The 20,614-nt window shown below is 62.7% G+C and carries 14 protein-coding genes; 6 read left to right on the forward strand and 8 right to left on the reverse strand.

Going from position 1 to position 20,614, the window contains the following annotated elements:
* Position 1 precedes the first annotated feature (1 nt).
* The 3 genes from V5F89_RS00855 to V5F89_RS00865 form a co-directional block, all read right to left on the reverse strand.
* Positions 2 to 2,116 (reverse strand): acetate--CoA ligase family protein, encoded by a 2,115-nt coding sequence (locus V5F89_RS00855; protein ID WP_338446378.1) that lies wholly within the window; start codon positions 2,114 to 2,116, stop codon positions 2 to 4.
* A 14-nt stretch (positions 2,117 to 2,130) separates the two neighbouring features.
* Positions 2,131 to 2,973: a p-hydroxycinnamoyl CoA hydratase/lyase gene (locus V5F89_RS00860; protein ID WP_425334364.1), complete on the reverse strand. Its 843-nt coding sequence runs from the start codon at positions 2,971 to 2,973 to the stop codon at positions 2,131 to 2,133.
* Positions 2,974 to 3,110: 137 nt separating this feature from the next.
* Positions 3,111 to 4,538 carry an aldehyde dehydrogenase gene (locus V5F89_RS00865; RefSeq protein WP_338446379.1) on the reverse strand — a complete coding sequence of 476 codons (1,428 nt, stop codon included), beginning with the start codon at positions 4,536 to 4,538 and terminating at the stop codon, positions 3,111 to 3,113.
* Here V5F89_RS00865 and V5F89_RS00870 point away from each other — a divergent pair.
* Both V5F89_RS00870 and V5F89_RS00875 read left to right on the forward strand, forming a co-directional pair.
* Positions 4,453 to 5,982: an MFS transporter gene (locus tag V5F89_RS00870; RefSeq protein ID WP_338446380.1), complete on the forward strand. Its 1,530-nt coding sequence runs from the start codon at positions 4,453 to 4,455 to the stop codon at positions 5,980 to 5,982. The genes V5F89_RS00865 and V5F89_RS00870 overlap by 86 nt on opposite strands.
* A gap of 15 nt (positions 5,983 to 5,997) precedes the next feature.
* Positions 5,998 to 6,468 (forward strand): MarR family winged helix-turn-helix transcriptional regulator, encoded by a 471-nt coding sequence (locus tag V5F89_RS00875; RefSeq protein ID WP_338446381.1) that lies wholly within the window; start codon positions 5,998 to 6,000, stop codon positions 6,466 to 6,468.
* A gap of 98 nt (positions 6,469 to 6,566) precedes the next feature.
* On the opposite strand, the gene V5F89_RS00880 is transcribed toward V5F89_RS00875, so the two are convergent.
* Complete coding sequence (locus V5F89_RS00880; protein WP_338446382.1) at positions 6,567 to 7,592, reverse strand: LacI family DNA-binding transcriptional regulator; 1,026 nt, start codon at positions 7,590 to 7,592, stop codon at positions 6,567 to 6,569.
* Between the two features lie 63 nt (positions 7,593 to 7,655).
* The gene (locus V5F89_RS00885) at positions 7,656 to 8,837 is read right to left on the reverse strand and encodes a cytochrome P450 (RefSeq protein ID WP_338446383.1); all 1,182 of its coding nucleotides are present in this window, start codon (positions 8,835 to 8,837) and stop codon (positions 7,656 to 7,658) included.
* Between the two features lie 198 nt (positions 8,838 to 9,035).
* Here V5F89_RS00885 and V5F89_RS00890 point away from each other — a divergent pair, with 198 nt between their 5' ends.
* The 4 genes from V5F89_RS00890 to V5F89_RS00905 all read left to right on the forward strand — a co-directional run bounded on the left by V5F89_RS00890 (position 9,036) and on the right by V5F89_RS00905 (position 15,031).
* On the forward strand, positions 9,036 to 10,328 hold the full coding sequence (locus V5F89_RS00890) for an MFS transporter (RefSeq protein WP_338446384.1): 1,293 nt from the start codon (positions 9,036 to 9,038) through the stop codon (positions 10,326 to 10,328).
* 209 nt (positions 10,329 to 10,537) lie between these two features.
* On the forward strand, positions 10,538 to 12,730 hold the full coding sequence (locus tag V5F89_RS00895; RefSeq protein ID WP_338446385.1) for a TonB-dependent receptor: 2,193 nt from the start codon (positions 10,538 to 10,540) through the stop codon (positions 12,728 to 12,730).
* 61 nt (positions 12,731 to 12,791) lie between these two features.
* Positions 12,792 to 14,264 (forward strand): hypothetical protein, encoded by a 1,473-nt coding sequence (locus tag V5F89_RS00900; protein WP_338446386.1) that lies wholly within the window; start codon positions 12,792 to 12,794, stop codon positions 14,262 to 14,264.
* Positions 14,261 to 15,031 carry a hypothetical protein gene (locus V5F89_RS00905; RefSeq protein ID WP_338446387.1) on the forward strand — a complete coding sequence of 257 codons (771 nt, stop codon included), beginning with the start codon at positions 14,261 to 14,263 and terminating at the stop codon, positions 15,029 to 15,031. The genes V5F89_RS00900 and V5F89_RS00905 overlap by 4 nt, the downstream gene beginning before the upstream one ends.
* 10 nt (positions 15,032 to 15,041) lie before the next feature.
* On the opposite strand, the gene V5F89_RS00910 is transcribed toward V5F89_RS00905, so the two are convergent.
* The 3 genes from V5F89_RS00910 to V5F89_RS00920 are packed head-to-tail and all read right to left on the reverse strand — an operon-like array spanning position 15,042 to position 20,597.
* Positions 15,042 to 16,418 (reverse strand): MmgE/PrpD family protein, encoded by a 1,377-nt coding sequence (locus V5F89_RS00910; RefSeq protein ID WP_338446388.1) that lies wholly within the window; start codon positions 16,416 to 16,418, stop codon positions 15,042 to 15,044.
* On the reverse strand, positions 16,408 to 17,973 hold the full coding sequence (locus V5F89_RS00915) for a tannase/feruloyl esterase family alpha/beta hydrolase (protein WP_338446389.1): 1,566 nt from the start codon (positions 17,971 to 17,973) through the stop codon (positions 16,408 to 16,410). Before V5F89_RS00915 ends, V5F89_RS00910 begins: the two co-directional genes overlap by 11 nt.
* Positions 17,973 to 20,597 (reverse strand): TonB-dependent receptor, encoded by a 2,625-nt coding sequence (locus tag V5F89_RS00920; protein WP_338446390.1) that lies wholly within the window; start codon positions 20,595 to 20,597, stop codon positions 17,973 to 17,975. The genes V5F89_RS00915 and V5F89_RS00920 overlap by 1 nt, the downstream gene beginning before the upstream one ends.
* Positions 20,598 to 20,614: the final 17 nt, after the last annotated feature.

Below are 20,614 nucleotides of genomic sequence, written 5' to 3' on the forward strand. Positions count from 1 at the left end.
CTCAAGCCACCGTCACCAGGGCGTCCAGCGCAACGCACCCCTGCCCTTCGGGAAAGACGACAACCGGATTGAGGTCGATTTCGAGAATCTCGCCAGTGCCGCGGACCACCCGCCCCAGTCGCTCGACCAGGCGGGCCACGGCGGCGATATCGAGCGGCGGAGAGCCCCGGAAACCCGTCAAAAGGGCCGCGCCCTTCAGTTGCAGCAACTCCGCTTCGATCGCGGCCGGCGACAGATCGGGACTGAGCAGTCGCACGTCCCGGTACAGTTCGGCCTGAACCCCGCCAAACCCCACCAGGCTCACCGGTCCCCAGTCTGCATCGTTCCTCGCCCCTACGATCAGCTCGGTGCCGCGCGGGCCCATCCGTTCGACGAGCACCCCGTCCAGCGCGAGGTCCGGTGCATGGGAAGCGACATTCGCGAAAAGTCGCGCCCATGCGACCTCAAGCTCGGCGTCGCTGCCGATGTCGAGAAGAACTCCCCCGGCATCGCTCTTGTGCGAAAGCCCGGCGGACTGCGCCTTGATGGCCACTGGATAGCCGATCTGCGATGCAATGGTTCGCGCCTGATCCAAATCGGTCGCAAAGCCTGCCTCCGGAAACGGTATTCCAGCCGGCGCGAGCAGGTCCTTGGCGCGATATTCGGGAATCGTGCCGGATGCGCCTACATCGATCGCGACGGGCGGGGCGACGCTGCGCTCGCGCATCCGTCCGGCCGCCTCCCCGAATCGGCGCAGGGCGCGCAAGGCCCTGTCTGCCGAAGGAAAATACGGCACGCCCAATTCGCGCAGACGCCGGATATACTCGGGCTGAACTTCGGCGCCGTCATCCATCCCAGCAAACACGACGGGAACGTCGGGGCGCAATTGCTCCACCGCATCGATGACTGCAGGGAACTTGCGCGCCGAAGTCTCATGGTCAGTCTGGATGATGGCGAACACCACGCTTCCGAACTGAGGGTCTCGCAGCAGGCCCTCCAGCGCGCGCCGATAGAGGCCTGGATCGACCAGGGCCTGGGCGGTCAGGTCCATCGGGTTCGACACAGGGATGAAGTCCGGCATCGCTTCGCGGAGAGCAGCCCCCGCCGCCGCGTTCGGTGTCGGAAGCTCCAGTCCGATCCTGTCGCACAAATCGAGAGTCAGCGCCTTGAATGCTCCGCTCTCCGTCAGGACCGCGCATCCGCCAACCGGCGGGGTTCTGCAGCGCGCCGCCAGATCGAGGACATCGCCAAGCTCTTCGAGGTCTTCGGCCAGGATCACGCCGGCATCGCGGACTTTAGCCTCCATCAGCTTCCAGTCGCCAGCCATCGCGCCGGTGTGGGTCGCGGCGCTTTCACGCGCTGCGGCGGACTGGCCGGGATGCAACAGAACGATCGGCTTTCCGATTTCACGCGCCCGATGCGCCAGCGATAGAAATCGCGCCGGATCCCTGAACTGCTCGACAATCATCCCGACGATCTGAACGTCGTCGTCTTCGAGCAATGCCCCGACATAATCTTCCACGCCGGTGGCCGCTTCGTTCCCGGTCGACACGAAGTACGAAAGACCCAGTTCCTTCGCGATCAGCGTCGTCGTCTCGACGATGGCCATGGCGCCCGACTGCGACACCAGAGCGATGTTCCGCCCCGGCGCCTTGCGCACTTGCGGGATCTCGACAAAAGTCAAAGGCACCCCATCGACGAAATTCGTCATCCCCAGGCAGTTGGGACCTTCGACGATCATTCCGGCCTCGCGCGCGATTCGCGCGATTTCGCGCTGCGCCTGCATTCCCGCATCGCCCCCTTCGGCAAAACCTGCGGAAAAGATGATCGCCGCGCCGACCTTCCGGGCAGCCGCGGCCTCGATAGCTGGAAGCACCGCCGACCCCGGAATCGCCAGCACCGCAACGTCCACCCCCTCGGGCAGGTCGTGGATCGATTCCAGCGATTGGCGCCCGTCGATCACCGGCCGCTTGGGGTTCACCAGGTGGACCTCTCCGGAAAAGCCCGAGCGGTCGAGATTGCGCAGCACGGAATTGCCCAGCGCACCGCGCGTGGCCGAAGCGCCGACAATGGCCACCGACGCAGGGCGCAACAGGCGGCCGAGGTCGGGCGTCGGGCGAGGAGCAGAATCAACCATCGTTCGAAGGGCCCTCAGTCCTGCTGCTTCGATTTGTCGTAAGCGCCCAGACCAGGGCGGTAGCTCTTCTCGTCGATGAACTGCTTGATCCCTTCCTTGCGCCCCTCGTTATCGTAGCTGTTCGCAGCTTCCTGGGCCCGGACGAGGTAGTCCTCCGCATTGTCGTATGTCATTTCGCCAACCCGCCGGATGGCGTCCTTGGTCGCTTTGAGCGCGACCGGATTCTTTTCGAGCAGCACGCGGGCGACCTCGGTGACGCGCGCTTCCAGAGCGTCGGCGGAAACCGCCTCGTTGATCATGCCCCATTCCGCGGCCGTCTTGCCGTCGACGTTCTGCCCCATCAGCGCGTGGAACATCGCGTTGCGGAAATTGGTCAGTTCGCGGATGATCTTCGTCGCACCGCCGCCGGGCAGGATGCCCCAGTTGATCTCCGACAGGCCGAACTGCGCATCCTCGGCCGCGAAAGCGAGGTCGCAGGCAAACAACGGACCATAGGCCCCACCGAAGCACCAGCCGTTGACCATCGCGATAGTCGGCTTCTGGTACCACCGAAGCTTGCGCCACCAGCCATATGCGTCGGCCTGCGCCCTGCGCGTGGCGCCAAGGCCCTGAGCCTCGGTTTCGCGGAAGTATTCCTTCAGGTCCATACCGGCGGACCAGGCCGTCCCTTCGCCACGCAAGACCAGCACGCCGAAATCGTCGCGAAACTCCAGCTCGCTCAGCAGGTCGCCCATCTCCTTGTTGAGGGTGGGATTCATGCAGTTCCGCTTGTCCGGGCGATTAAAGGAAACCCACGCGATATCGTCCTTGATCTCATAGGCTGCGACGCCGCTCGGCGTGGTGTGCTTGGTCATCATCTTGCTCCTGAAAAGGCGAAAAGGAAAAAAGGGGGATGGCCGGAAACCGCCGTCGCAATCGCCGCGGCGGGAGGGGGGCGAGAATCGGGCCCTCCCTGGGCACGTCCGGCGCCGAAATGGAAACCACGGTTCTCCGCTCAGATGGGGAAATGGCCGGCCTCGGTCTCGACGGTGATCCAGCGAAGCTCTGTAAAGGCGTCGATCCCGGCCTTGCCGCCGAACCGGCCGTAGCCCGAAGCTCCCACGCCGCCGAACGGCATCTGGGCTTCATCGTGAACGGTTGCCCCGTTTACGTGGCATATTCCCGAACGAATCTTGCGAGCGACCTTCAGCCCCCGCGCAGCGTCCTTCGTGAAAACGGCGGCAGACAATCCGTATTCGCTATCGTTCGCCAGTTCGATCGCATGGGCTTCGTCACGCGCGCGGACAATGCCGACGACAGGGCCGAAACTCTCGTCGCGGAAGAGCTTCATCTGCGGGGTTACCTTGTCGATCAGATGCGCCGGCATCACAACGTTGAGAACGGTATCGCCCCCGACAAGCTGCTCCCCCCCTTGCGAAAGGGCGTCCTCGATCAGAGCCCGACAATGGGCGACGGTCTTTTCATCGACCACCGCGCCCAGCGGCGCAGCGCCCTCCCGCGGATCGCCGGCCGACATCGTGTCGACCTTCGCCTTCATGCGGCGAGCGAACTCGTCGGCCACGGCATCGACCACGATAATGCGTTCGGTCGACATGCAGATCTGCCCCTGGTTCATGAATGCGCCGAAAGCAGCAGCCTTGACCGCCTCATCGAGATCCGCGTCCTCCAGAACGACGAGGGGCGCCTTGCCGCCCAGTTCGAGGAGGCAGGGCTTGAGGTGTTCGGCCGCCCGCTTGGCGATGATCTTGCCGACAGCGGTCGAGCCGGTGAAGTTGATGCGCCGAACCTGCGGGGCGTCGATCAGCGCACCCACCACTTCGGCCGCGTCGTCGGGTGCGTTGGTGACGAGATTGACCGTCCCTTCGGGAAAGCCCGCTTCCGCGAAGGCATCGATAATCAGCGAATGGGTCCGCGGGCATTGTTCGCTGGCCTTGAGGATCACGCTGTTTCCGCAAGCGAGCGGAACGGCGATCGCCCGCACGCCGAGAATAATCGGTGCATTCCAAGGCGCGATCCCGAGGATCACCCCGACCGGCTCGCGCAAAGCCATGGCGAGACAGCCAGGCTTGTCGGACGGAATGACCTCTCCCTGGATCTGCGTGGTGAGTGCCGCTGCTTCGCGCACGATGCTTGTGGCCAGGCCGTGATTGAACATTGCCCAACCGGCAGTGGCGCCGATTTCTGCCATCATGGCATCCACGAAATCCGACTGCCGGGCATGCAGGGCATCGGCAGCCTTCGTCAGCACGGCACGACGTGCATTGGGGCCCATCGCCGACCATTCCGGAAACGCATCATGCGCTCGCCTGGCAACATCGGCCGCTTCCGCAGCATTCATGGCCGCGGCCGTGGATGCCACATCGCCGGTGATCGGGTTGATTCGCCTGAATTCACTCGTCCGCTCGCCTGCCGTCGCGGCCATTGACCTTTCTCCTCGATTGCGCATTGTTATGTGTCATAACAAGATGGACATAGCGCCACAAGCGCTTTCACAAAATGTTGCCCCATATAACATTTACGACCAAAAGCGCGCCAGCGCGAATGGATGGGAGAGATCGAGAATGGACCCGCGTAAGATAATCGACGAAGAGCGTATGTCCGGATTTCAGTGGTCCGTGGTCGCCATCATGGTCGGGTTGCTGGCCCTGGATGGCTTCGACGTGCTTTCGATCAGCTTCGCCTCACCCGGGATCGCTGCCGACTGGGGTATCGATCGGGCGGAACTGGGCATCGTCCTTTCGATGGAACTTGTCGGAATGGCGATAGGATCGGTGCTGATCGGGCGGATTGCCGATAACGTCGGTCGTCGGGCGACCATACTGGGCTGCCTGACCATCATGGCTGCCGGAATGTTCGCGGCCGCCACGTCCCCCGATATCACGATGCTCTGCATCTGGCGCGTGCTCACGGGCCTTGGCCTGGGCGGAATGCTGGCCGCTACCAACGCGGCCACGGCTGAGGTCGCCAACAACCGCTTCCGCTCGCTCTGCGTGATATTGATGGCGGCAGGCTATCCGCTGGGCAATATCATCGGGGGATCGGTCGCCGCGGCGCTGCTGACGGCTTACGACTGGCGTTCCGTCTTTATCTTCGGCGGAGTAGCCTCCCTGCTCTTTATTCCGATCGTATGGTTCTACGCCCCGGAATCGATCGCCTTTCACATGCACCGCCGAAGCGCCGATTCGCTGGACAAGATCAATGCGACCCTGCGTCGGATGGGGCATCCCGAAATTGGCGAAATGCCGGCCGAGTCATCGGAGGAGCGTGCGGTGCGGTCCGATGGAAAGACGCTGATGGCTCCTGCCTTCAGGATGCAGACGATCCTGCTGACGCTGGTGTATTTCATGCACATCATGACGTTCTATTTCATCCTCAAATGGATACCCAAGATTGTCGCCGACATGGGGCACGAACCGTCGGCCGCCGCCGGCGTGCTCGTTTCGGCCAGTGTCGGCGGCCTGATCGGGTCCGGCCTGCTGGGCCTCGCCACGCTGCGGGCCAACGTGTTCTGGCTGACGATAGGTGCCATGCTCCTGTCTTGCGGCCTTGTGATCGGATTCGGACGCTCGCCGACCGACATTGCTTCCCTCTCGCTGATCGTGGCTCTTGCAGGATGTGCCACGAACGCTGGGATCGTGGGCCTCTATGCGATTATCGCTTTGGCATTTCCCACTTCGCTGCGAGCGACGGCTACCGGCGCCGTAATCGGGTTCGGGCGAGGCGGGTCGGCACTGGCGCCGGTGCTGGCAGGGTTCCTGTTTGCAGCGGGATACATGCTCGACACGGTGGCGTTAACAATGGCACTGGGGTCGATGCTTGCCGCATTCATACTCATCTACGTGCGGCGGATCGCGCGCGATTTTTAGAGGGGCTTTCGTTCGATGTCACAATCACGCCGCGAAAATGCGGACCAGCAGATCGGCCCGCTGGCAGATATTCTGGGATATCACTTTCGCCGTGCATGGAACGTCCTGCGGAAGGATTTCGAGGCATCCGTCCACGACCTCGGGGTGCGTCAGGCACATATCGGAATTCTTTCGGTTATCCGTGCCAACCCCGGCATCAATCAAGGCCTCGCCGGTAGAACGCTCGATATCCAGCGAGCGAACATGGTTGCTCTGATCAGCGAGTTGTCCGACGCGGGCTGGGTGGCGCGCGGCGAAGATCCGGGGGACCGTCGCGCTATCGCCCTTTCGCTGACTCCCGAAGGCGAGAAGCTGCTTTCCAAGGCGCTCGAGCGAATCGAGGTGCACGAAAACCGGGTCTTCTCGGTCCTGAGCGCGCGCGAACGTCAGTCGTTGCTGGAAATGTTGCAGCGGCTGGGTGAAAGCCGTCCTGCCGGCGCCGAGTAGGCGCCAACCCCGGCGGCCGTGTCCATTTCGCCGCTCTGCACGGCCGCCCCACCATCGCTCACGAACCCCGGTGCGCACTGCCCGCCGGACGCGAACGATCAGGCGCTCTCCCGCGCAATCAAACGAAACCCCAGGTCTATCGTCCGCGGCTGCTCCTCGCTCCCCGCATGCCTTCGCACTGCCGCGAGAGCCTCACGTGCGATTCGCGCACCATCGATATCGACTGTCGTAATCGTGGGGCGCATTTCCCCGGCGATAGAGCTGTTTCCGAACCCGATCACCGCAAGTTGATCCGGCACGCGCAGCCCCGCGCTTTGCGCTTCGACGATAAAACCCTGGGCTAACCAGTCCGAACCGCAAACGACCACGTCCGGCATCTCGTCCAACCGGCGCATTTCGGAGAAAACCCGCCGGGCGTGGCCGAAGCGGGAGGGAATCTCTACCGCGCTTTCGGTCGCAGGCTCTCCGCCCAGCAGGGCCCATTCCTCGACGAAACCGTCCCGCCGCTGGCGCGCGCGGGCGCCGGCGGCGGTGACCACGTGCGGCCTGCGATAGCCGCGCGAGACCAGGAAGCGCGCGATATCGCGCCCTGCCTCGAGATGGGAGAACCCGATCGCAATCCCCACGGGATCGGGCGGAAGCTCCCATATCTGGATAAAAAGAGCACGACTGCGCTGCACCATGTCGCGGATCTCGTCGTTCAACGGGCCGCTGGAGATGATGGCATCGACCCTGCGCGCCAGTGCGGCACGAATCAGCTCCTGCGTGCGCGCTACACTGACCCCGGTAAGACCGAGCATGACGTTCGTGCCGCTCGCCGCCAGCTCGCCCACCATCGTTTCAATCGTGTCGTTGAAAATCGAATCCACCAAATGGGGGATGAGCACCGCCACCATACGGCTGCGGGATGAAGCCAACCCACCAGCCAGCGCGTTGGGGATGTAGCCGACCTGTTCGACAGCAGCCTTGATGCGCTCACCCGTTCGTGCGGCGACGACTTCGGGGTTGTTCAGATACCGGCTGACGGTCGCAGCCGAGACGTTGGCTTCCCGCGCCACGTCGTCCAGTGTGGGGGCCCTGTCGCCCTGAAGCAGGGTCAGGCCTCTTTCCTGCGAGGTTTCCATAAGTGCCCTGGCGTGATGCCCCATCCCCGGGCGTAGTGCAATCGGGGCAAAGCGGCGGGCCGCCTAAGTGAACCGCAATGGAACGGCGAGCGCGCCGATCTCGGGCCAGCGAGTCATCGTGATCTCGCCATCGAGCTCGAACCCGTCCGTTGCGGCGAGTATCTCCTCCCACGCAATGCGCAGTTCCATCCGCCCGATATGCGCGCCGGGGCAGTGGTGCGGCCCCCGGCCGAAGGCAAGGTGCCTGTCGATATTGGGACGATCGAGAACGAACTGATCGCTGTCGGCAAAAACCCCTTCGTCGCGATTGGCGGAGGCGTAAAGCAGGGCCACCGGCTCGTCCTTCGCAATGCAACGCCCCCCGATCTCGATATCGCGAGTCGGCGTTCGCGCAAAACCCCGATAGGGGGAATAGAGCCGCAGGAATTCCTCAATCGCGGCCGGGATCAGCGCAGGTTCAGCGCGCAGCTTCTGCTGCAGCTCCCGATCGCGCGACAGATGCACGGCAATGCTGCCGATCATCACCATCGGCGCCACCATTCCCACGACCAGGATTTGTCGGACGGTTCCGACGATCATTTCGTCCGGCAAGGGCTTACCGTTCCACCGGGCCGCCAGCAATGCGCTGGTGGGATCGATGTCAGGGTCCTGCGGCGTCGTCCGCCGATCCGCGATCAGTGCCCGGGCCATTTCGTACAATCTGAGGCTTGTATCCTTCATCGCCTCCGAACTTTCGGAATGGACGGCCAGAATGAAAGCCCGCCCGGAATCGTGCAGCGTGTCGAGCCACTCTGCAGGAACGCGCATCCATTCGCCGAACACGTGAACCGGCAGATAGCTAGAGAACTCGCCACAGATGTCGCCCCCGCCCCGAGCAATCATCGGTGCCAGCAACGATCGCGCGAGCTTGCGTGTTGCCGGCTCCAGCATGTCGGAACGCTCTTTCGACAGTAGGGGATTCAGCGCCCGGCGATACGGCGTGTGTTCGGGCGGATCGAGGTGCAACGGAGGCCGGCGCCCCGTGAATGCGACCTTGGGCACCACGTTCTGCACCGCCGTGGTGAATGTCTTCGGGTCCGCCGCCGCCCGCTCCACGTCGTCGTACTTGGTCAGCGCCCAGAAGCCTCCCAACTTGTCTGTGCGTGCGACCGGACATTCCCGACGCAGCCGGGCATAGTCGTCGTGCGCGCTGTCGAAGCTCTCGGAAACGTCGGGATCGAAATCGCGGGGGGCGGCAGCTTTCATGTTCGGTGCATGTCCTGGTCGATCCGGCATCCGGCCGGCATTTATCGGCGGCGCCCGGCGGTTCGCGGCCAATAGGCCAACCGCCAAGTGCCGATGGATCGCCACGGAACTAACCGGGGCAAAAAGGTTGCGCAAGCGCTTTCATTAAAATGTTATGCATACTACCTAGTTCCGCTGATCCTGAGAGAGAGGTGAGTTATGCAGGGCGCCGACGAAGCCTTAATCGGCCGGAAGATCTTGCTGCGGTTGGTGGTCCCCAGCGCGCTTTTCGTCCTGATGGGTGCGATAGACCGCACGAACGTCGGTTTCGCAGCGTTGCAAATGAACGAAGCCCTCGGGTTGAGTGGTACGCAGTATGGATTCGGCGCCGGCGTGCTCTTCGTCGGCTATCTTGCGGCCAAGTATCCCAGCGTCCTCCTCTATGAAGCGATCGGGATGCGGCGCTGGCTCGGCCTGATCACGGTGTCGTGGGGCGTCGCCGCATGTCTGATGGGCTTCATCTCCAATCAGTGGGAACTTTACGGTCTGCGCGTTTTCATCGGCTTCGCCGAAGGCGGGCTGTCGTCCGGCCTGATGATCTACCTGAGCAACTGGGCGACAGAGCGTTACCGCGCATCTATCCTGGCCATCCCCATCATGGCGATTTCCATCGCACAGGTCATCGGCGCACCGGTTTCAGGCATTCTGCTGGAAATGGACAACCCGCTGAACCTCGAAGGCTGGCGTTTCATGTTCCTGGCAGAAGGCTTGCCGGCCGTCCTGCTGGGGATTTTCGCATGGTTCTATTACCCCGACAGCCCGCGCGAGGCGGGGTGGCTGTCCAGCACGGAAAAGGCATGGCTGACAGACAACGTCAAAGGTGCGCAGAAGCCGTCGGCCGGCAACGACCTGCGTTGGGGCGCAATCAAGAGTCCGATCGGATGGACATGCGCGGCGATCTGGTTTTGCATCCTCGCCAGCAATTACGGCGTGATGTTCTGGCTGCCGCAAATCGTGCAGGGAATGGCTGGACTAAGTGCCGAGGAAACCGGCTTGATTGTGGCGCTGCCTTGGGCGGGGAGCGCGCTCGGGCTCTATTTCAACGCCTGGCATTCCGACAGAACGCAGGAACGCTATTTCCACGTGGGCATCCCGGCCCTGATCGGTGGTGCCGGGCTCATCGCCGCCTATTTCCTGGGTCCCGGCATCCCCGGCCTCGCTGCCCTGGTGCTGGGCGGTGCCTGCACCGGCTGCACCGTGGCGGCGTTCTGGGCGATCCCCACCAAGCTCCTGCCGCCTGCCTCCTTGGCGATGGGAATCGTGATGATCAATATCGTTGGCAGCATGGCAGGTGCCAGTATCCCGCCATTGATGGGCTATCTCTCCGAAAGCTCGGGCTCGTTCCTTCCCCCGACTCTCTTGCTCTGCGGGATCTCGACTTTCTGCTTCGTCCTGTGCCTGTTCGCCAGAATGCAACATAGCCAACTCGAACCGGCTCAGCCGGCGGCGTAACGTAACGGGCGCGCCCAGAGGCGCCGCAGCGCTTGCGCGATCGGAAACCTGACTGCCGTTTTTCGGGATTGGCGCAATCGCCTCCGTCAGCCCATCCGTCCGGCGCCTCGGTCCGGGACCGTTTCTCGCTCGTCACCAAGCGGGATGAAAGATCCCCTTGCAAGGGCTTTCAATATTGTTATATATAACAACAAAATGGGAGAGGGCTGATGAATACCAAGCGCGCATGCGGGCTGTTTGCCCTTTTGATATCGAGTGTTTCGGCGCCGGCGCTGGCTCAGTCGGCCGACGATGGTGCGGCACGGCAAGACGAAGGCCTCAACACGATCATTGTGACCGCCGAACGCAGGGAACAGAACCTGCAAGACGTGCCGGTTTCGGCCACGGTCCTGTCAGGTGACGAATTGATCCAGAAGGGCGTCGTCAATCTCAACGACATGCAGCAGGTCGCCCCGTCAGTCGCGATCAACACGTTCAATCGTTCGACGTTCATCAACATCCGCGGCGTCGGCATCGCCCAGTCGGCACCCACTTCCAATCCCGGCGTTGCCTATTACATCGACGGCCAGCTCATCCCGCACGAACAGTTCATCGGGCACAGCTTCTACGATATCGGATCGATCGAGGTTCTCCGCGGCCCTCAAGGCACGCTGACCGGACAGAATTCCACCGGCGGTGCAGTCTACGTCCGGTCGCCCGAGCCCGAATTCAACCTCGTCAGCGCAAGCGGCGATCTGACCGTCGCGAACTACGGCCGCTACCGAGGGGTGGTCACGGGCAACATCGGCGGCGAAAGAGTGGCACTGCGCATCGCCGCGGTCCACGAGCAGCGCGGCAGCTTCACGAAGAACATCGGCCCATCCGGCAGCCAGCCGGGCAATCTCAACATGGACGCCATGCGGGCAAACCTCCGAATGGAAAGCGTCGACGGCCGCATGACGATCAATGTCCGCGGCGAATACTTCGACGTGCGTTCGGACAACAACGCCGTAAAAAATCGCAACGATGCGGTGACCGACGACCCGTTCGTGATCGAGGAAGACGGTCGCTCGTTCCAGAACCAGGAAGGCTACCGGCTTTCGACCGAAGGACGCTACGATCTTTCGGATGCGGTGCAGCTGCGCGGCCTCGTTTCGTGGCAGGACGGGTCGACCCTCGACCAGACAGACGGGGACCGCACCGCCACGGCCGAGCCCGTGCCGGCGGGCCTGCCGGCGAGCAGCGCTAACCGCCGCCTCTATCCGGGCCGGGTGAGCCGTGCCTCGACGGTTTTCGAAACGCTGATTGCCGAAGTGAACCTGCTGTCGACCCAAGCAGGACCGCTACAATGGGTGGTCGGAGGATTCTATATGGACGAAGACGTTCCTGTTACCCTGGAACGCGACAACTACCATACCGATGACTTCTACGAATCGTCCAGCGACATCATCACCCTGGCGGAAAACACGTCCAAATCCCTGTTCGGGCAGGTAAATTACTATGCAACCCCCGAACTGGAGCTGCTGGCCGGCGTACGGCACAGCTGGGACAAGCAGGTCTACACCCGCTTCGCTGTGCCCGGCCCTCCACTGGAGGAGCCGTTTGTTTCACAGCAGACCTCGAACGAATGGACGGGCAAGGTCGGGGCGAACTACCATTTCAGTAGCGGCAACATGGTCTATCTCACCGCGTCGAAAGGCTACAAGGCGGGCGGCGTCAACCTGACACCGGGCCAGGATCCGTTCGGGCCGGAGACGAACATCGTTTACGAAGCCGGCTTCAAAACTGAAGTTATCGATCGGCGCCTGCGCGTAAACGGCGCTGCATTCTATTCCGACTACCAGGACATCCAGCTCGCCAGCCTGGTAAACGGTCTGCCGACCACGCAGAACGCGCTCTCGGGCCGGGCGAAAGGTGCTGAGCTGGAGGTCGTCGGACAGTTCGGCGGTTTCGGCATCAATGGCGGCGTCGGCTACCTCGATGCAAGGTTTGCAAATGCCGACTGCATCAGCGACACGAATGCACCAGGCACCGACGCAGGCTGCCCGACCAACCTTCGCCTCGTGCCCAAAGGGCGGCGCCTGCCGTTCAGTCCTGAATGGACACTGCACACGGGCGCCCGCTACACCTTCTATTTCGACAGCTTCGAGCTGACCCCTTCGGTCAACTACGCATATACCTCCAGGCAGTACGCCACGCCTTTCCCAAGCGACAATACTCTCGTGCCCGGACGCGGGTTGGTCAATGCGCGGCTGACCTCGAAACTCGACAATGGCCTGTTGATCGAAGGCTTCGTCAACAATCTTACCGACAAGACCTATATTGCAGCACAGATCCAGAACAGTTCAAGCGCCGACGGCGGCATAATCTACGGCGCGCCCCGGACCTATGGCGTGCGGGTAAAGGTCGCGTTCGGGAACTGACGCAGTGGTTGCCCGATCTTTGTCGAGGCAAGTCTGCAAGTGGCGGCTGGCACCGCTTGTCATGGCAGGTTGCCTTACCGCAATCGCGATTGCCACGGCTTCGACTGCGAACGAAGACGGGCTGGACAGATGGTGGTCGCCAGGTGAGGGCAGGGTGTTTCCGGCAACGCTGGACTACCCCAACGAACACGGCGTTCTGAGAACTCTCCTGGTCGGCGGAGCGCTCGACACGAGGGGCCATCCCTTTTTCGAGCCGATCGGCCCCACAGGCCGCGCCTGCGTGACCTGTCACCAACCGGCCGACGGCATGTCGCTTTCGGCAAAGACGGCCGCGGCCCGCTGGGATCAGACGGGGGGCACGGATCCCTTGTTCGCAGCTTATGACGGCTCCAACTGCCCGCTACTGCCGCAGGGCGACAGGGCCTCCCATTCGCTCCTGATCGAACGGGGGTTGATCCGGATAGAGCGGGAATGGCCGGTCAAGAAATGGAACGAGCTTGACGTCACGCCCGATTTCAAGATCGAGGTCGTTCGCGACCCCAATGGCTGCAATTCGGGGCCGCATTACGGGCCGGAGGCCGGGATCATTTCGGTCTATCGGCGCCCTCGCCCTGTCGCGAACTTGAAATACCTGCTCGCAGTCGGCTTCGCCTACGACCCCAAACAGGGGCTGCCGCTGCCGCTGGACCCGGACACCGGCGAGCCGATGAGCGGCAATCTCATGGCCGATGATCGGGCTGGCAACTTGCGTCTGCAGATGGAGGACGCCAGCGCCACGCACCTGCGCATGTTGTCCCGCCTCGGCAAGCGCGATCGGGAGCTCATCAGAAACTTCGAGATGCGCGTCTATGCCGCACAATACGTGGGCAAGGGCGGCGCGGTCGACGACGGCGGTGCGAGCGGCGGCCCTGCGGCGCTGCGCGATTCAGAGCCCGGTGCACTGGGAAGCATCGGCTTCCCGGTATGGGGCGAGTTCGAGGCCTGGGAGACGATCGGAGAAGTCGACAAGGCGAAGCTGACACCGGAGCAAATAGAATTTCGCCGCTCGGTTGCGCGCGGGGCACGCATCTTCCGCGAAAAAACCTTCTTGATCACCGACAGCGCGGGCATCACCACGCCGATGGGCTTCGGCAATCCGGTCCGCAACGCCTGCAACTTCTGCCACAACATGACGCGCATGGGTAACGACGTCGCACCGGGACAGGTGGACCTTGGCACGACAACGCTTCCCTTTGCCGACCCTTTCGATGACCTGCCGCTGTTTCGCATCACCTGCCTGAACGATCCACACCCCTATTACGGTCGCACTTTCGAAACCTATGATCCGGGCTTTGCCCTTACGACCGGCCGGTGCGCAGACGTCGGAAAGATCACCCTGCAATCCATGCGCGGCCTGGCGGCGCGGGCGCCCTATTTCTCGAACGGTCTGGCCAAGGATCTGGAGGCCGTCGTCGATTACTACGAACGCCGATACCGCATCGGCTACACCGAACAGGAAAAACAGGACCTGATAAACCTGATGAGCGTATTGTGAGAGCCTTGTCCGCCCTGCTCGCTCTTGTCGCTCCGGCGTCCTTGCTCGCGCACGAAACGGGCGATCTGGTGGAATTCGTGAGCTGCCCTGTCTATCGCGACACCGATGCCGGGCGAAAATCCGGCTGCTGGCTCGCATACGACGGCGCGAGCGGCACCCGCTGGGATGTCAGCCAGTCACCGTATAAGCCGGACTATAACTTTGCGGTTCTCGTCGAAGGCAGGGTGTCGGCAGAGGCCGGGACTCTTTGCGGCGCGGCCGTTCTCGATCCGGTAAGAACGTCACGGCTGTCGATCCGCTGCCCGGCCCACATGCTGCCGGCCGAGGGCTTTCCGGGGCGCAAATACTCATTGCCGGAACGCAATATCGCGCCTCTGGCCGTCCAGCGGGACGCTCCACCCGGGCCTTATAAAGCGCGAAAATTCTACACCTTTTTCGAATTCGACCGGGATTTCCTAGTCTATCAGTACGACGATTATCTCCTCGACAAAGCCGTAACCTGGATCAAGGCGGCCCAACCGAAAAAGCTGATCGTCACCGGCTTCGCCGCGACCGAGCCCGTTATCATAAGCGGTCGGCCTCTCGCCGAACGGCCTGAAACTGCCGAATCGCGCGCACGGCGGGTGAGCCTGGCGCTCTCACGTCTGCTTCCCGGAATCGAGATCGAAACACGATGGCAAACGGGTTCGTTGCCCGTAGATGCGATCGATGCCGACGGCCTGCCGATGCAATCGCAGCGCCGGACGGAGATAGAGGCCGTGTTCTAGCTGCCGCGCACTATCGGAAAATGCCGCCCACATCATCGCAAGTTTCCAGCCGCAATATTGCGTCTGCAACTCTTTCCGGTTCGAGCGAAGGACGGGCGGCGCGGCGCGCGCAATCCACGAACTTCGCATAGAGGTCGTTTTCGTTCATCGGCGCGGAAGGCGCACCATATGCCTGCGCGATCTCCTCGCGCACAACGGACCCATCGTTGCGGGTGACGGTGACCGCCCCTCCTGCCCCTCGTGCCCAGCCAGCTTCCGGCGAAACCCGGTATGTCATCCGGGCCGCCAGTTCGCGGACCTCGCGATCGACCAGACTTGAGTCCGAAAAATCATCCAGCGTAACCTGACCGCGCACCAGCGCCAGTGCAGTGCAGAACGGGATGGAGAATTTGGCGTCGATCACGACGGCCGGCGACTGCTTTCGCGCCGTCGGTTTGACAAGCATGAGCTGCACCGGGTCGATCGCAAGCTCGACCCGGGCGATATCGCCCGCCGCCAGCCCTGCATTGCGCAGTCTCAGTGCCGCCTCGATAAACGGATGCGTTCCACGGCAGCTAGGCCAGGCCTTGAACGTCAGTTCCTCTGTCCAGAATTTCTCGCCCAGGCCGTTCAGCAGCCGATCGGCATCGAACTGTCCCATTGCATAGAGCGCGTAGAAGCCGCCCTGCCCCTCGATCGGCGTTTCGAATCCTGGCGTGCCGGCAAACGCCAGCAGCGCGGACTGAACCGCGGACTGGGCAGGGAAGCTTTCGCGTACGGCGCGCAACACCGTGCCGCGGCTGTACTTGATTTCACCCGGCATCGTCACCTGGCACAAGGCCAGGGACAAGCAATCGCGAATCCCCCCTGCCGGCAAAGCCAGCAGGCGTCCCGCGCCCGCCGCAGCGCCGAAACCGCCGATTATCGGGGGTGGATACCAATTCCCCTCTTCCATCGGCCGATCGAGCGCGAGAGCGAGCCTGCACGCCAAGTCTCCCCCCGCGGCAAGCGCAGTCAGAAAATCCTGCCCGGAGATCGGACCATGCGATTGCGCCAGGGCAATCAGGGCGGGGACAAGAGACGCATTGGGATGGCCCGGTGCGAGGTCGAACGTATCCTCGAAATCGAGCGCATGGGCCATGGCGCCGTTCGCCAGTGCAGCGGATGCCGGAGACACGCGAGCCCCCGTGCCCAAGATCGCCGACGGACCGGCACCGCCCATTTGGGCCAGATCGATGAACGGCGCGATCTCGCGGGCCATGCCGCTGGCCGCAAGCATGACGCCGACGGCATCGAGGAGCACGTGCCTGCTCGCAGCGATAGTGGCCGGCGGCAGATCGCAAAACGAAAGATCGGCAATGTGGGACGAAATCCGGTCGCTGATGTCGGCCTCGTGTTCAACCGCCATCGGTCAAAAACCTCGCCAACACGGGATCCGTCACACACCTGTAGGACGCCGCATCGCGCGTCGGCCCCTCCCCATCGTACCTGGCGATCTGTGGGAACGGGCATAGCTTGCGGGTGAATCCGGGCGCACTATCCAGATTGCGGGCGGCCACCAGTTCTTGCGGTGCCTTGCCGTCCTCTACCCAGCGGATCAGGGCCCACAGAATATCGCGGGAAGGATCGGCGCCGTTGGCCAGAGGGCGATGACCGGAAGCCCCGAACAGGTCCGCCCCCGGCCCGCCGCGACAATGGTACATACCGGGCACCATGAACAGGCGGGCGGACTGCGAAATTTCCGTCAGGCCCCCATTTGCCCTCGCCAAACGGGCATAATATTCAATCGTCGGACCGGCGTTGGTCGATGGATCCTGCCAGCCCTGATAGAGGATTGCCTTCCCACCGCGGCGCACAAACTCATCGATAGCGACGCTGTCGGCCCGCAGTTCCGGCATCGCTTCATTGGCCATCGCCAGATCTGCTGTGCGACGAAAGGTCATTTCGTCCCAGTCGGGATCGTCGTACACGCCATCGGCCCACATCGCCCGGAGCAAGGGGGACGGCGGCCCCGGTCGGGTACGTACGCCAGGGAACAGTCCACTGTCCATCGCCTGACCATGCTCGTCCGGCATTGGCGAAACGATCGATTCCAGCATTGCAAGGCGCGGTGCGGAAATGCACTTGTCGTCTTCGCCCGGCCGACAAAGCAATGTATGCAAGGCGAAGTCGCAGCTTGCAGGATTCTCCACAATGCCATCGTGCACGCCGTCGTCGGCGTCACATTTGCGCGTCACCTCAGCCTCGTAGAGCGCCCAGTCCTGCTCTCGCAAAGCGGCCTTCGGGTTTCGCTGTTGTTCCAGGGCGAACCACAGCATCCGGACGGACTGCAATGGCATATACGGCCCCGGTGCTCCGGCGATCACACCGTCGTAATCGCCGGGATACCTTTGCATTTCCTTCAAAGCCTGACGGCCGCCGCCGGAACAGCCTGTGAAGTAGCTGCGTCGGACCGGTTGTGCATAGAAGCGGGCGGCAATGGCTTTGCCGGCCTGTGCGGTGAGGTGCACCGCGCGGTGTGTGTAGTCCTCGCGCGCCTTGGGATCGCTCATCCAGCGGGCCTGGCCAGCCTTGTGCCCGCCGTCGGTGGTGATCGTGGCGAAGCCTTGCTCCACGCGCAACGACATGTCGGTAAAGTTGTACCGGCCGGCATCGCCGCCCACGCCGGCCCCCAGCATGCGACCGTTCCATTTGAGCGGCAGCCACATCTCGAATCCGATGTTCCCTTCGATCGTACCTTCGACCCGGCAGAACGAAACCGAGACCGGAAGCCCCCGATAGAAGCTGTCGGTTTCAACCGTCCAAAGAGGATCGGGATCGATCGGCGTCGCCCTCTCGACCTTCACATCGCCACTCTCGCCGATCAACGCCGCGCAGTTGCCCACCGGAGCCGTTATCGATGTCTCGGTCTGCGACGGTGCCGCCATAGCGGCGAGCAGCGCGATCAGCGAGAAGCCCGGCATTACAGCTTGATCCCCGCAGTCACGGCGATGACACGCGGTGTTGGATTGGCCGATTGCGGATCGTAGCCCTGGTTGAGATCGACGAACGGCGGATCGCTGTCGAACAGATTGCGTACGTCGATGCCGAACCGGAACCGGTCGTTGACCTTCCACCCCAGGTTGAGATCAATCGTGTCGTATGCCGAAACCTCCTGGACCGGCGTCACGGTGTCGTTCCGGTAGCCCGCGAGGTGATTCCAGACCACGCGCGCGCTAAAAGCGTTCCAGGTCGCGCCCAGATCGGCCTTCCAACGATATTCCTGCGGGAAGTTGAGCGTGCCGAGCACGTCGGAAAGGCCCGCGCCGGGCACGGATTCGAACTTGTACTGCGTGTACAGCGTACCTTGCATCGCCGCGTCGAAGACAACGTTGCCGACATCCCAGTTGGCGTAGAGCCCGAAATCAACGCCCCGCACCACAGTGCGGCCAAGATTTTGCCGGCGCCCGTCGGAAATGAACTGCACGTTGTCCCGGTCGATCGGCGAATTGATCGGCAGGCCGGAATTGATCAGCGCATCAATCTCTGAGTCGGTCGGATTCAGGTTGTTGAACTGGGCGTACAATGGATTTGTCAGCAGGCCCGGCGTGCGCCGCAAGGCCAGGATCTGGTCCTTGTAGTCGATGTCGAAGTAAGTGAGCGTCGCCCGCAAACCATAAATCGGTTCGAACTCGGCACCGATCGACCAGGTCGTCGCCGTTTCCGGTTCAAGATCGGGATTGCCGCCCGCGATTCCGATACCGTTCAGCAGCGTGTTGTTCGGGCCGGGCTGGTTGCGATCGTAATAGAGGCCCGCGCCACCGGCGACTTCCGACACCTCTGTGAAGGTGGGCGCTCGGAACGATGTGCCGTAGCTGCCTCGGATCGTAATCGATTCCGTCGGCTTGTAGGTCAGGCCGAATTTCGGGTTCGATGTACTGCCGAAATCGCTGTATTTCTCGTAGCGGCCGGCAATCGACAGGGACAGTTCCTCCAGGCCGGGACTGGCGTTGGCCAGTCCCACGATCGGAACGAACAATTCGCCGAACACTGCCTTGACGTTTCGTGACCCGCCGTCGCCTACGTGGATGCTGGACACACTGGAGCCGATTTCCAGATCGGTGAAAGTATACTCGTCACGATACTCTCCACCGACCGCGAGACGCACCGATCCCCCGGGCAGTTCGAAGATGGAACCGTCCATCTGAAGATTGAACACATCGAGCTTTGTCGAACCTAAGATCACGAACAGCCGGTCGCGGATGGCCGCTACCGTGGCCGGGTTGTTCGGCCCGCCGAACACGTTCAGAGCGGTAGCCGGATCGGTATCGGCCAGAGCAGCGGCGAGCGCCCCCGAATTGATCCCGACGCGCCGGTCGGTGAAATCCTCGGATTCGCCGTGTTGATAATACGCGGTCGCCCGCCAGTCCCCGAAAGGCTGGACTTCGATACCGCCGGCCAGGTTCCAGAACGTTCCTTCGAAGGGATTCACGTCGGGGCCGAACGTCGGTGCCAGCGAAAACGCCACCGAGACCGAAGACGCCGGAACCGGCGACACGAAGAACGGATTGGTGCTGGGAACAACCGCGTTGATCGACGAGGTGCCGGTGATCCACCCGCTGCGATGCGAATAGAAACCGTCGGCAAAGATACGTACCGACGAGCCCAGGTCCTGCGAGATGCTGCCGACAAAACTATACCGTTTTTCGGAAGGCAGAACCGAATTGTACTGGCTGTAGTCGCACAAGTTTCGCGTTCCCGCGACCAGCGAACCGGCATCGCCCGGCGCCACGCCGCCCGCCGGAATAGCATACGTCGTCCCGCCGACGGAAATCGTACCCGGATCACAGTTGTCGTCACGGAAGTCCCGCCCGCCGCGGTCGGTATTGTTCTCGCGATAGAAGTCGAGATCGCGCCCATACAGGGCGGTATTCTTTGCATACTCTGCCGCGAACATGGCCGATCCGCCCTGCCAGCTCTTGCCGAGCAGACCGGCGACCTGGCGTTCCGCGTAATTCGTGTCGGTGAAGCCCGATCGGGCGCGCAGCTCGACTCCGCTAAAGTTCTTGCGAAGGATAAAATTGACCACCCCTGCAATGGCGTCCGAACCGTAGATCGCGGAAGCGCCATCGGCGACCACCTCGACCCGTTCGAGCGCTATTGCCGGGATGACCGACGGATCGGTGTATTGCCCCTGGGTGCCCTGCGGAGGGAAGCGCTTGCCATCATACAGCAGCAAGGTCGCATTGGTGCTGATGCCGCGCAGGTTGATGCCCCCGCCGCGGGTGGCGTTCGCCGCACCGTTTTGCGCCGTGCCGCCCTGGCGATTCGCGCCCAGCGAAACGACCTGCGGAACGCGCCGCAGGAGATCGTTGGTCGACATCACCGGCTCTCGCGCGATGACGTCGACGTCGATCGCGATCACGTTGGAGCCGACCGGCTCGATGCCGCGAATGCGGCTGCCCGTCACGATGATCGGAGCCGAAGCTTCGGCCGTTTCAGGCTGGACCGGCGCTTCTTCTTCCGATGCGGGTTCCACCCCTTGTGCGGCAGCCTGGGCGGAAATCACACCGATTACCAGAGCGCCTGTTGCGGACGTCAGGCGCAAGCCATTGCGAAAGTTCA

The organism is Pelagerythrobacter marensis (assembly GCF_036700095.1).
Lineage (GTDB): Bacteria > Pseudomonadota > Alphaproteobacteria > Sphingomonadales > Sphingomonadaceae > Pelagerythrobacter > Pelagerythrobacter marensis_A.